The sequence below is a fragment of the Actinacidiphila sp. bgisy144 genome, assembly GCF_057708105.1.
In genome coordinates, this window is sequence record NZ_JBYIRM010000001.1 from 531,199 (window position 1) to 543,738 (window position 12,540).

The 12,540-nt window shown below is 71.2% G+C and carries 12 protein-coding genes; 1 reads left to right on the plus strand and 11 read right to left on the minus strand.

Annotated features, from left to right (window positions below; genetic code table 11):
* Window positions 1-10: 10 nt before the first annotated feature.
* Genes nuoK through AC3EVP_RS02640 form a run of 11 tightly spaced genes read right to left on the minus strand, consistent with a single transcriptional unit; the run spans window position 11 to window position 11,040 of the window.
* Window positions 11-310: an NADH-quinone oxidoreductase subunit NuoK gene (gene nuoK / locus AC3EVP_RS02590; protein ID WP_335978405.1), complete on the minus strand. Its 300-nt coding sequence runs from the start codon at window positions 308-310 to the stop codon at window positions 11-13.
* Entirely contained in the window at window positions 307-1,209 is a 903-nt protein-coding gene (locus tag AC3EVP_RS02595; protein ID WP_335978406.1) for an NADH-quinone oxidoreductase subunit J, read from the minus strand. Before AC3EVP_RS02595 ends, nuoK begins: the two co-directional genes overlap by 4 nt.
* Window positions 1,206-1,865, minus strand: a complete 660-nt coding sequence (gene nuoI / locus AC3EVP_RS02600) for an NADH-quinone oxidoreductase subunit NuoI (protein ID WP_335978407.1) — start codon at window positions 1,863-1,865, stop codon at window positions 1,206-1,208. The genes AC3EVP_RS02595 and nuoI overlap by 4 nt, the downstream gene beginning before the upstream one ends.
* Window positions 1,858-3,273 carry an NADH-quinone oxidoreductase subunit NuoH gene (gene nuoH / locus AC3EVP_RS02605; RefSeq protein ID WP_435125408.1) on the minus strand — a complete coding sequence of 472 codons (1,416 nt, stop codon included), beginning with the start codon at window positions 3,271-3,273 and terminating at the stop codon, window positions 1,858-1,860. Before nuoH ends, nuoI begins: the two co-directional genes overlap by 8 nt.
* A complete protein-coding gene (locus AC3EVP_RS02610; protein ID WP_435125411.1) occupies window positions 3,270-5,759 on the minus strand; it encodes an NADH-quinone oxidoreductase subunit G in 2,490 nt (829 codons plus the stop codon). The genes nuoH and AC3EVP_RS02610 overlap by 4 nt, the downstream gene beginning before the upstream one ends.
* Window positions 5,756-7,090, minus strand: coding sequence for an NADH-quinone oxidoreductase subunit NuoF (nuoF, locus tag AC3EVP_RS02615; RefSeq protein ID WP_335978411.1), 1,335 nt, complete (start codon window positions 7,088-7,090; stop codon window positions 5,756-5,758). Before nuoF ends, AC3EVP_RS02610 begins: the two co-directional genes overlap by 4 nt.
* Window positions 7,090-8,001: an NADH-quinone oxidoreductase subunit NuoE gene (gene nuoE, locus AC3EVP_RS02620; protein ID WP_335978413.1), complete on the minus strand. Its 912-nt coding sequence runs from the start codon at window positions 7,999-8,001 to the stop codon at window positions 7,090-7,092. Before nuoE ends, nuoF begins: the two co-directional genes overlap by 1 nt.
* Window positions 7,998-9,335: an NADH-quinone oxidoreductase subunit D gene (locus AC3EVP_RS02625; RefSeq protein ID WP_435125415.1), complete on the minus strand. Its 1,338-nt coding sequence runs from the start codon at window positions 9,333-9,335 to the stop codon at window positions 7,998-8,000. Before AC3EVP_RS02625 ends, nuoE begins: the two co-directional genes overlap by 4 nt.
* A complete protein-coding gene (locus AC3EVP_RS02630) occupies window positions 9,332-10,069 on the minus strand; it encodes an NADH-quinone oxidoreductase subunit C (protein WP_335978418.1) in 738 nt (245 codons plus the stop codon). Before AC3EVP_RS02630 ends, AC3EVP_RS02625 begins: the two co-directional genes overlap by 4 nt.
* Window positions 10,066-10,620, minus strand: a complete 555-nt coding sequence (locus AC3EVP_RS02635; RefSeq protein WP_093785987.1) for a NuoB/complex I 20 kDa subunit family protein — start codon at window positions 10,618-10,620, stop codon at window positions 10,066-10,068. Before AC3EVP_RS02635 ends, AC3EVP_RS02630 begins: the two co-directional genes overlap by 4 nt.
* Window positions 10,621-10,680: 60 nt before the next feature.
* Window positions 10,681-11,040 (minus strand): NADH-quinone oxidoreductase subunit A, encoded by a 360-nt coding sequence (locus AC3EVP_RS02640; protein ID WP_103887024.1) that lies wholly within the window; start codon window positions 11,038-11,040, stop codon window positions 10,681-10,683.
* A 725-nt stretch (window positions 11,041-11,765) separates the two neighbouring features.
* Between AC3EVP_RS02640 and AC3EVP_RS02645 the strand changes: the two genes are divergently transcribed.
* Window positions 11,766-12,503, plus strand: a complete 738-nt coding sequence (locus AC3EVP_RS02645) for a C40 family peptidase (protein ID WP_435125421.1) — start codon at window positions 11,766-11,768, stop codon at window positions 12,501-12,503.
* Window positions 12,504-12,540 lie beyond the last annotated feature (37 nt).

Below are 12,540 nucleotides of genomic sequence, written 5' to 3' on the forward strand. Positions count from 1 at the left end.
TCGCAGCCCCTTACAGCTTCATCAGGTTCGCGTCGTCGACCGAGGCCGAGTGGCGGGTTCGGTAGATCGACACGATGATCGCCAGGCCGACCACGACCTCGGCGGCCGCGACGACCATCGTGAAGAACGCGATGACCTGCCCGTCGAGGTTGCCGTGCAGCCGGGAGAAGGTGACGAACGCCAGGTTGCAGGCGTTCAGCATCAGCTCCACGCACATGAACACCACGATCGCGTTGCGCCGGATCAGGACGCCGGCCGCGCCGATGGTGAACAGCAGCGCCGCCAGGTAGAGGTAGTTCACCGGGTTCATTTCGCCCCCTCCTGCGCGGGCTCGGTGTCCCGCTCGCCGTCCTGCGCCAACTCGGGGTGTTCCGGGGCCTGTTCGGGGGCGCGTTCCAGCCACTCGTCGGAGCGCTGGTCGAGTGCGGCCAGCCGCCGCATGGCGTCCCGCGACACGTCGCGGATCTGGCCGCGGTCGCGCAGCGTGGAGCTGACCGACAGTTCGGCGACCGAGCCGTCCGGCAGCAGCGCCGGCACGTCGACCGCGTTGTGCCGGGCGTAGGTGCCCGGCGCCGGCAGCGGGGTGACCTGGCGGCCCTCGCGGACCCGGGCCTCGGCCAGCTCCCGCTGGGTGCGCCGCTCCTCGGTCCGCTCGCGGTGGGTGAGCACCATCGCGCCGATCGCCGCGGTGATCAGCAGCGCGCCGGTGATCTCGAACGCCCACACGTACCTGGTGAACACCAGGTGGGCCAGGCCCGGCACGTTGCCGCCGTCCACCGCGTTGGCCGCGCCGGTGCCGGCGAAGGTGTCCAAGGAGGCGTTGGCGATGCCCGCGATCAGCAGGATGCCGAAGCCGAGGCCGCACAGCGCGGCCATCCAGCGCTGGCCCTTCAGCGTCTCCTTCAGCGAGTCCGCGGCGGTGATGCCGACCAGCATGACGACGAAGAGGAAGAGCATCATGATCGCGCCGGTGTAGACGACGATCTGCACCACGCCGAGGAAGTACGCGCCCTGGGCGAGGTAGAACACCGCCAGCACGATCATGGTGCCGGCCAGCGACAGCGCGCTGTGCACGGACTTCTTCATCAGGACGGTGCCGAGCGCGCCGAGCACCGCGACGGTCCCCAGCACCCAGAACTGCACGGCCTCGCCGGTGGACGTCTGGTAGGCGGCCGCGGCCAGCGGCAGCGACTGCAACGAGCCGGTCATGCTTCCTCCCCCGTTCCGGCCGGGGCGGTGCCGCCGGGCGCGACGGTCTCGGCCGCCTCCGGCTCACCGGTGTACGGGTTCTCGACGGGCACCGACTCCTCGGGCTTCTCGCCCTTGGAGACGGCGACCTGCCGTACGGTGCCGGGCGCCGCCTCGGTGACCGCGCCGCGGTAGTAGTCGCCCTCGTCCATGCCGGGGAAGATCGAGTGCGGCGACTCGACCATGCCCTCCTCCAGCCCGGCGAGCAGCTGCTCCTTGGTGAAGATCAGCGACTCGCGGGTGCGGTCGGCGAGTTCGTACTCGTTGGTCATGGTCAGCGCGCGGGTCGGGCACGCCTCAATGCACAGCCCGCACAGGATGCAGCGGGCGTAGTTGATCTGGTAAACGCGGCCGTAGCGCTCGCCCGGGGAGTAGCGCTCCTCGTCGGTGTTGTCCGCGCCCTCCACGTAGATCGCGTCTGCCGGGCAGGCCCAGGCGCACAGCTCGCAGCCGACGCACTTCTCCAGGCCGTCGGGGTGCCGGTTGAGCTGGTGGCGGCCGTGGAACCGCGGCGCGGTCGGCTTCTTGTACTCGGGGTACTGCTCGGTCAGGCGCTTCTTGAACATGGCCTTGAAGGTCACGCCGAAGCCCGCGACCGGGTCCAGGAACTCAGGCATCGCCGTCCTCCGTGTTCTCCGTCTGCGCGGCGTCCGCACCGGGCGCGCCGGACGCACTGGATGCGCCTACGAGTTGGGCCTGCGCGCGGCTGGGCCGCCGCGGCGCCGGCTCGGCCTGCTGGCCCGGCAGCGGCGGCACCGGGTAGCCGCCCGCCATCGGGTCGAACCGCTGCTGCGGGCCGAGCGCCCCGCCGGTCGCGGGCTCCTTGCGTTTCTCCTCGCGCTCGCGCAGCACGTCGATCACGAGCGAGACCAGCAGCAGCGCCACGACCGCGCCGCCGACGTAGAGCACGATCTTGGTGAAGTCGTAGTTCTCGTTGCGCATCGCCTTCACCGCGGCCACCAGCATCAGCCAGACCATGGAGACCGGGATGAGCACCTTCCAGCCGAGCTTCATCAGCTGGTCGTACCGGACCCGGGGCAGGGTGCCGCGCAGCCAGATGAAGAAGAAGAGCAGCAGCTGCACCTTGATGACGAACCACAGCAGCGGCCACCAGCCGTGGTTGGCGCCGGCCCAGAAAGTGCTGATCGGCCAGGGGGCCCGCCAGCCGCCGAGGAAGAGGGTGGTGGCGACCGCGGAGACCGTCACCATGTTGACGTACTCGGCGAGCATGAACAGCGCGAACTTGATCGAGCTGTACTCGGTGTTGAAGCCGCCGACCAGGTCGCCCTCGGACTCCGGCATGTCGAACGGCGCCCGGTTGGTCTCGCCGATCATCGTGCAGATGTACACCAGGAACGACACCGGCAGCAGGATGATGTACCAGCGGCCGTGCTGCGCCTCGACGATGGTCGAGGTGGACATCGACCCGGAGTAGAGGAAGACCGCCGCGAAGGACAGGCCCATCGCGATCTCGTAGGAGATCATCTGCGCGGACGCGCGCAGGCCGCCGAGCAGCGGGTAGGTCGAGCCGGACGACCAGCCGGCGAGCACGATGCCGTAGATGCCGACGGACGCCGTGGCCAGGATGTAGAGGATGCCGATCGGCAGGTCGGTGAGCTGCATCGCGGTGCGGTGGCCGAAGACGGACACCTCGTTGTCGGCCGGGCCGAAGGGGATCACCGCGAACGACATGAACGCGGGGATCGCGGCCACGATCGGCGCGAGGACGAAGACCACCTTGTCCGCGCGCTTGACGGTGAGGTCCTCCTTCAGCATCAGCTTCACGCCGTCGGCGAGCGACTGGAGCATGCCCCACGGGCCGTGCCGGTTCGGGCCGATCCGCAGCTGCATCCAGGCGACGACCTTGCGCTCCCACACGATGGAGAAGAGCACGGTCAGCATCGCGAAGGCGAAGCAGAACACCGCCTTGACGACGATCAGCCACCACGGGTCGGTGCCGAAGAAGGAGAGGTTCTCCGTGGTGGTGGCGGCGAGTCGGACGCCGCCGGGGGCAAGGGCGGTCATGACTGGACCTCCGCGGTGAGCTGCGCGCCGAGCGTGACGACCTGTCCCGGGCCGGCGCCGGTGTCCGAGGCGACGCCGCCGCCGGCGGAGTTGAGCGGCACCCACACCACCCGGTCCGGCATCGGGGTGACCGCCAGCGGCAGCGCCACGCTGCCGGCCGGGCCGGTCACGGTGAGGATGTCGCCGTCGGCCACCCCGACCTCCTCGGCCGTCGCGGCCGACAGCCGGGCGACGGCCGCGTGCCGGGTGGCGGCCAGCGCGTCGTCGCCGTCCTGGAGCCGGCCCTGGTCGAGCAGCAGCCGGTGCCCGGCGAGCACCGCCTGCCCGGCCGCGGGCCGGGGCAGCGGCACCGACACGGCGGCGGGCGCCTGCGCGCGGGGCCCGGACCACCCGGTCAGGCGGTCGATCTCGCGGCGGGCGGCCCGCACGTCCGACAGGCCCAGGGCCACATCGAGCGCGTCGGCGAGCATCGTCAGCACCCGGGCGTCGCTGAGCTGGTGCCGGGTGGTGGCCTGGTCGGGCTTGATCGCGGTCTCGAACATCCGCACCCGGCCCTCCCAGTTGAGGAAGGTGCCGGACTTCTCGGCGACCGCGGCGACCGGCAGCACCACGTCGGCGCGCTCGGTGACCTCGCTCGGCCGCTGCTCCAGGCTGACCAGGAACCCGACGTTGCCGAACGCGGCCCTGGCCCGCGCCGGGTCGGGCAGGTCCGCGACCTCGACGCCGCCGACCACCAGCGCGGCCACCTCGCCGGCGGCCGCGGCCGCCAGGATCTGCCCGGTGTCGCGGCCGAACCCGGTCGGCAGGGCCGGCAGGCCCCACACCCGGGCGACCTCGTCGCGGCCGCGCGGGTCGGTGAGCGGGCGCCCGCCGGGCAGCAGCCCGGGCAGCGCCCCCGCCTCGACCGCGCCGCGCTCCCCGGCCCGGCGCGGAATCCACGCGGTGCGCGCGCCGGTCGCCGCGGCCAGCCGCAGCACCCCGGTCAGCCCGCCCGGCACGGCCGCCAGCCGCTCCCCGACAAGGATCACCGAACCCGGCGCGCGCAGCGCGTCGGCGGCCAGCCGGCCGGCCTCGTCCAGGCCGACCCCACCGGCCAGCGCGTCCAGCCAGTCCGGTTCGGTGCCCGGGGCGGCCGGCAGCAGCACGCCGCCGGCCTTCTCAAGGCCGCGCGAGGCGTGGGTGGCCAGCGCGAACGTCTGCTGCTTGCTCTTGCGGTGCGCCTTGCGCAGCCGCAGGAAGACGCCGGGCGCCTCCTCCTCGGCCTCGAGCCCGGCCAGCAGCACCGTCGGCGCCTGCTCCAGCGCCAGGTTGGTCACCCCGGCGTCGCCCCCGACGTCGACACCGCGCCCGGCGACGTGGGCGGCGAGGAAGTCGGCCTCCTCCTCGGAGTGCGGGCGGGCCCGGAAGTCCACGTCGTTGGTGCCCAGCACCACCCGGGCGAACTTGCCGTACGCGTAGGCGTCCTCGACGGTGAGCCGGCCGCCGGGCAGCACCGCGGCCCGGCCGTGCGCGGCGGTCAGCCCCGCGGCGGCCGCGGCCAGCGCCTCCGGCCAGCTGGCGGGGGCGAGTTCACCGTCGGCGCCGCGCACCAGCGGGTGGGTGAGGCGCTCGGGGCGCTGCGCGTAGCGGAAGCCGAAGCGGCCCTTGTCGCACAGCCACTCCTCGTTGACCTCCGGGTCGTTGGCGGCCAGCCGCCGCATGACCTTGCCGCGCCGGTGGTCGGTGCGGGTGGCGCAGCCGCCCGCGCAGTGCTCGCACACCGACGGCGAGGAGACCAGGTCGAAGGGGCGGGAGCGGAACCGGTAGGCGGCGGAGGTGAGCGCGCCGACCGGGCAGATCTGGATGGTGTTGCCGGAGAAGTACGACTCGAACGGGTCGCCCTCGCCGATCCCGACCTGCTGGAGCGCGCCGCGCTCGAGGAGTTCGATCATCGGGTCGCCGGCGATCTGCTGGCTGAAGCGGGTGCAGCGCGCGCACAGCACGCACCGCTCGCGGTCCAGCAGCACCTGCGCGGAGATCGGCACGGGCTTGTCGTAGGTGCGCTTGCGGCCCTCGAAGCGGGAGTCGGGGTCGCCCACCGACATCGCCTGGTTCTGCAGCGGGCACTCGCCGCCCTTGTCGCAGACCGGGCAGTCCAGCGGGTGGTTGATCAGCAGCAGCTCCATCACGCCGCGCTGCGCCTTCTCGGCGACCGGCGAGGTGAGCTGGGTGGTGATCACCATGCCGTCGGTGCAGGTGATGGTGCAGGAGGCGACCGGCTTGCGCTGGCCCTCGATCTCCACGATGCACTGGCGGCAGGCGCCGGCCGGGTCGAGCAGCGGGTGGTCGCAGAACCGCGGGATCTCGATGCCGAGTTGCTCGGCGGCGCGGATCACCAGGGTGCCCTTGGCCACCGAGATCGGGATGCCGTCGATGGTGACCGAGACCAGGTCCTCGGGGGGCGGCGCCGGCTGCCCCCCGGAGGGTGCGTTTGTCATGATGGTCACGCGTGGGCCTCCGTACGGGACGTGTCGGCCCAGGCGGTGGAGCGGGCCGGGTCGAAGGGGCAGCCTCCGCGCTCGATGTGCTCCTCGTACTCCGCGCGGAAGTACTTCAGCGAGGAGAAGATCGGGGCGGCGGCGCCGTCGCCGAGGGCGCAGAAGGACTTGCCGTTGATGTTGTCGGCGATGTCCTGGAGCTTGTCGAGATCTTCCGGCCGGCCCTTGCCGGCCTCGATGTCGCGCAGCAACTGGACCAGCCAGTACGTCCCTTCGCGGCAGGGCGTGCACTTTCCGCAGGACTCGTGGGCGTAGAACTCCGTCCAGCGGGTGACGGCCCGCACCACGCAGGTGGTCTCGTCGAAGCACTGGAGCGCCTTGGTGCCGAGCATGGAGCCGGCCGCGCCGACGCCCTCGTAGTCCAGCGGCACGTCGAGGTGCTCGTCGGTGAACATCGGGGTGGAGGAGCCGCCGGGGGTCCAGAACTTCAGCCGGTGGCCGGGCCGCATCCCGCCGCCCATGTCGAGGAGCTGGCGCAGCGTGATGCCGAGCGGCCCCTCGTACTGGCCGGGGCGGGCGACGTGGCCGGAGAGCGAGTAGAGCGTGAAGCCCGGGGACTTCTCGCTGCCCATCGACCGGAACCACTCCTTGCCGCGCTGGATGATCGCGGGCACCGAGGCGATCGACTCCACGTTGTTCACCACGGTCGGGCAGGCGTACAGGCCCTCGACGGCGGGGAACGGCGGGCGCAGCCGGGGCTGGCCGCGGCGCCCCTCCAGGGAGTCCAGCAGCGCGGTCTCCTCGCCGCAGATGTACGCGCCGGCCCCGGCGTGCACGGTGAGTTCGAGGTCGAAGCCGGTGCCCTTGATGTCCTTGCCGAGGTAGCCGGCGGCGTACGCCTCGCGGACCGCCTCGTGCAGGCGGCGCAGCACGGGGACCACCTCGCCGCGCAGGTAGATGAAGGCGTGGTGCGAGCGGATCGCGTAGCAGGCGATCACGATGCCCTCGATCAGGGAGTGCGGGTTGGCGAAGAGCAGCGGGATGTCCTTGCAGGTCCCGGGCTCGGACTCGTCGGCGTTGACCACCAGGTAGTGGGGTTTGCCGTCGCCCTGCGGGATGAACTGCCACTTCATGCCGGTGGGGAAGCCCGCGCCGCCGCGGCCGCGCAGGCCGGAGTCCTTGACGTAGGCGATCAGGTCGTCCGGGGCCATCGCGAGCGCCTTGGTGAGCGCTTCGTACCCCTCGTGCCGCCGGTAGGTCTCCAGCGTCCACGACCGCGGGTCGTCCCAGAACGCCGACAGTACGGGCGCGAGCAGCTTCTCGGCCGGTTCCACGGTCATCACTCGCCCTCCTCCTCGGTGGCGTGGTCGTCCACGTGGTCCGCGACCGGGTCCGACGGGTGCGCCGGGTCGGACTGCGCGGTCTGCGCGGGTGCGTCGTGCGAGCTGGGGTGCTGCGCCGGCGACGGCGAGGTGGCGGTGTCGTACGTCCCCGCGTCGTCGCGCGGCGAGGCCTCGCGCTGGCCGACCACCTTCGGTGCGTGCAACTCGCCGCGGTGCAGCCGCAGGCCGGCCAGGGAGGCGGGCCCGGCGCCGCCGGTCGCCTCGACGGCGCCCGCGCGCTCGTCGGGGAAGCCGGCCAGGATGCGGGCGGTCTGCCGGTAGGTGCACAGCGGCGCACCGCGGGTGGGGCGGACCTCGCGGCCGGCGATCAGGTCGTCGACGAGCTGCTTGGCCGACTCGGGCGTCTGGTCGTCGAAGAACTCCCAGTTGACCATCACCACGGGTGCGAAGTCGCAGGCCGCGTTGCACTCGATGTGCTCGAGGGTGACCTTGCCGTCCTCGGTGGTCTCGTCGTTGCCGACGCCGAGGTGGCGCTGCAGCTCCTCGAAGATCGCGTCGCCGCCCATCACGGCGCACAGCGTGTTGGTGCAGACGCCGACCTGGTACTCGCCGGACGGCTTGCGCCGGTACATCGTGTAGAAGGTGGCGACCGCGGTGACCTCGGCGGTGGTCAGGCCCAACTGCTCGGCGCAGAACCGGACGCCGGTGCGGGTGACGTACCCCTCCTCGGACTGCACCAGGTGCAGCAGCGGCAGCAGCGCGCTGCGCGAGCCGGGGTAGCGGGCGATCACCTCCGCGGCGTCGCGCTCCAGCCGGGCCCGGACGTCGGCCGGGTAGTCGGGGGCGGGCATCTCGGGGATGCCCAGGGACACCGCCTGCGCGCCGGTTGCCGGTGCGGGCTCGGTCATCGGTCGACACCTCCCATCACGGGGTCGATGGACGCCACCGCCACGATGACGTCGGCGACCTGGCCGCCCTCGCACATCGCGGCCATGGTCTGCAGGTTGGTGAAGGACGGGTCGCGGAAGTGCACCCGGTACGGGCGGGTGCCGCCGTCGCTGACGGCGTGCACGCCCAGCTCGCCCTTGGCCGACTCGACGGAGGAGTACGCCTGTCCCGGCGGCACCCGGAAGCCCTCGGTGACGAGCTTGAAGTGGTGGATCAGGGCCTCCATGGAGGTGCCCATGATCTTCTTGATGTGGTCCAGGGAGTTGCCCATGCCGTCCGGGCCGAGCGCGAGTTGCGCGGGCCAGGCGATCTTCTTGTCCTCGACCATCACCGGCCCGGGGGCGAGCCGGTCCAGGCACTGCTCGACGATCCGCAGGCTCTGGTGCATCTCCTCCAGGCGGACCCGGAACCGGCCGTAGGAGTCGCAGGTGTCGGTGGTCGGCACGTCGAACTCGTAGTTCTCGTAGCCGCAGTACGGCTCGGCCTTGCGCAGGTCGTGCGGCAGGCCGGCGGCGCGCAGGATCGGGCCGGTGGCGCCGAGCGCCATGCAGCCGGTCAGGTCCAGGTAGCCGACGCCCTGCATCCGGCCCTTGAAGATCGGGTTGCCGGTGGCGAGCTTGTCGTACTCCGGCAGGTTCTTCCGGAACTTCTTCACGAACTCGCGGATCTGGTCCACCGCGCCGGGCGGCAGGTCCTGGGCGAGGCCGCCGGGGCGGACGTAGGCGTGGTTCATCCGCAGGCCGGTGACCAGCTCGAAGATGTCGAGGATGTACTCGCGGTCGCGGAAGCCGTAGATCATGATGGTGGTGGCGCCCAGCTCCATGCCGCCGGTGGCGATGCACACCAGGTGGGAGGCGATCCGGTTGAGCTCCATCAGCAGCACCCGGATGACGCTGGCCCGGTCCGGGATCTGGTCGGTGATGCCGAGCAGCTTCTCCACCGCGAGGCAGTAGGCGGTCTCGTTGAACAGCGGCGTGAGGTAGTCCATGCGCGTCACGAAGGTGGACCCCTGGGTCCACGTCCGGAACTCCATGTTCTTCTCGATGCCGGTGTGCAGGTAGCCGATGCCGGAGCGGGCTTCGGTGACCGTCTCGCCGTCGATCTCCAGGATGAGCCGGAGCACGCCGTGGGTGGACGGGTGCTGGGGGCCCATGTTGACGATGATCCGCTCGTCGTCGGCCTTGCCGACGGTCTCGGCGAGTTCGTCCCAGTCCCCGCCGGTGACGGTGAACACCCGGCCCTCGGTGGTCTCCCGCTCGTCGGCGGGTTGCGGGGCGGTGTATCCGTAACTCATGAGTACGACCTCCGCTGGTCGGGAGCCGGGATCTGGGCGCCCTTGTACTCGACGGGGATGCCGCCGAGCGGGTAGTCCTTGCGCTGCGGGTGGCCGGGCCAGTCGTCCGGCATCATGATCCGGGTGAGCGCGGGGTGGCCGTCGAAGACGAGGCCGAAGAAGTCGTAGGTCTCGCGCTCGTGCCAGTCGTTGGTCGGGTAGACCGCGACCAGCGAGGGGACGTGCGGGTCGGCGTCGGGCGCGCTGGTCTCGATCCGCAGCCGGCGGCCGTGGGTGAGCGAGCGCAGGTGGTACACCGCGTGCAGCTCGCGGCCCGTGTCGCCGGGGTAGTGCACGCCGCTGACGCCGGTGCACAGCTCGAAGCGGAGCGCGGGGTCGTCGCGCAGCGTGCGGGCGACCCGGACCAGGTGCTCGCGGGCGATGTGGAAGGTGAGTTCGCCGCGGTCGACGACGGTCTTCTCGATCGCCTCGGCCGGCGGCAGCCCCTGCTCCTCCAGGGCGCCTTCCAGTTCGTCGGCGATCTCGTCGAAGGGGTCGCCGTAGGGGCGGTGGGCGGCGCCGGGCAGCCGCACGGTGCGCACCAGGCCGCCGTAGCCGCTGGTGTCACCGCCGCCGGAGGAGCCGAACATCCCGGTGCGGACGCCGATCACCTCGCCGGCGTCGTGCCGCTGCGCGGGTACCGCGCCCTCGCCCGCTTCCTCGGGCAGCTCGGGCGGGTTGGGGGTGGCCGTCATCGCAGCAGCCCCTTCATCTCGATCGTCGGGAGCGCCTTGCGTGCCGCTTCCTCCGCCTCGCGGGCGGCGGCCTCGCGGTTCACGCCGAGCTTGCCGTGCTGGATCTTCTCGTGGAGCTTGAGGATCGCGTCGAGGAGCATCTCGGGGCGCGGCGGGCAGCCGGGCAGGTAGATGTCGACGGGCACCACGTGGTCGACGCCCTGCACGATCGCGTAGTTGTTGAACATGCCGCCGCTGGAGGCGCACACGCCCATCGAGATCACCCACTTGGGGTTCGGCATCTGGTCGTAGACCTGGCGCAGCACCGGCGCCATCTTCTGGCTCACCCGGCCGGCCACGATCATCAGGTCGGCCTGGCGCGGTGAGCCGCGGAAGACCTCCATGCCGAACCGGGCCATGTCGTACCGCCCGGCGCCGGTCGTCATCATCTCGATGGCGCAGCAGGCCAGGCCGAAGGTGGCCGGGAAGACCGACGCCTTACGCACCCAGCCCGCCGCCGTCTCCACCGTCGTCAGCAGGAATCCGCTCGGCAGTTTCTCTTCGATACCCATGGGTTGCTCCTGGTCTCCTCGGTCCCCTGGTCGCCGTCAGTTGCCGGAACTCGCCGGGCTCTAGTCCCACTCCAGGCCGCCGCGCCGCCAGACGTAGGCGTAGGCGACGAAGACGGTGAGCACGAAGAGGAGCATCTCGACGAGCCCGAACATCCCCAGCCGGTCGAAGGTGACCGCCCAGGGATAGAGGAAGACGATTTCGATGTCGAAGACGATGAAGAGCATCGCCGTCAGGTAGTACTTGATCGGAAAGCGGCCACCACCGGCCGGCTGCGGAGTGGGCTCGATGCCGCACTCGTACGCCTCCAACTTGGCCCGGTTGTACCGTTTCGGCCCGATGATCGAGGCCATGAAAACGGAGAAGATCGCGAAGCCGGCCGCGAGGCCGCCCAGCACGAGGATGGGCGCGTAGGCGTTCACCGTCCCCCGCTCCTTCCAGTCGACTGTGACTGATGTACGGACCGTGCCCGGGTCGGCGCACGCCGTCACAGAATCGCGAAGATCGCGGCCATGTGAGGCAGTTCACAAGCCCAAGCCGCCTGCATACTATGCCTCCCGGTCTGTGATCTGCGACACGGGGGTCAGCACCGACTTTGTGATCTCCACCACCTGACAGTCGATCATCAGGTCGGATGAACGCCAATGTTGCGCCAGATGGCACCCAAATGATCACCGGATGTTACATCCGAGGGTGTTCTCGCTGGTCAGAGCGTCGATTCCACTACCAGACGATGGCCCTTACAGGCAAATTGGCCCTGGACTTGACAGCGTGGTAGCGCCACCCAACTCGCCCGAGTGACCCGTGGAACCCGGGAATGACGCGCGTGAACGCGTGCACGAGTACATAACGAACCTGAGCCATGAAAACGGACCAAAGCCCCCGTCAAGCAAGATCGATAATCGGGCAATTGGGCCGTGGCCACGTCAACTGTGGCGCATCCCACCTTTATTGAACGGAACCATTCGTTCCTGATAGCCAGAGACGCATGTCCCCGAACACAACCCGGACACAGGTGTCCGATACGCATCCCCATAGCGGCCGCCGACGGCACGCGGCGCCCCGCGACCCGAAGTGGGTTCGCCGGGCCGGACTCGTCGGCGGTGTCGTCAGCGCGTTCGCCCTGTGCGGCGCGGCCGCTCCGGCCATGGCCGAGTCCACGCACACCACCACCACCGCCGCCGCCCCGTCACGGGCCGGGCTCGAGGCCCGCAGTGCGACGTTCTCCACGACGGCCTCCGCTCAGCAGGCCGTTGCCGCGCTGGAGCGGGAGGCGCTGGCCGCCTCGCTCGCCGCCGACCAGGAGAAGGCCGCCGCCGACGCGGCGAAGTCCGCGGCCAAGGCCCACAAGGCCGCGCTGCGCAAGGCCGCCGCCGCCGCGAAGGCGAAGGCCGCCAAGGCCGAAGCCGCCGCCAAGGCCGCCGCACAGAGCGCCGCCACGGCCTCGACCGGCTCCGCCGGGCAGAGTTCGACCACCGCAGCCACCACCGCGGCCACCACGTCGGACACCACCGCCACCGCGGCCTCGTCCAGCAAGGCCGACCAACTGATCGCCTTCCTGAAGTCCCAGCTCGGCAAGCCCTACGTCTACGGCGCCACCGGCCCCGACTCGTACGACTGCTCCGGCCTGACCCAGGCGGCGTTCGCCTCCATCGGCATCGACATCCCGCGCACCTCGCAGGAGCAGTCGACCGCCGGCACGCCCGTCTCGCTCTCCGCCCTCCAGCCCGGCGACCTCATCTTCTGGGGCGGCGAGGGCAGCGCCTACCACGTCGGCGTCTTCATCGGGAACGGCCAGTACCTCGACGCGGCCAACTCCTCCACGCCGGTCGCCATCCACCAGCTCGCGGACTACGAGCCCGACTGGGCGGTCAACGTCCTCTGAGCACCCCCGCTCCCCCGCGAACAGCGGGAGGCGGCCC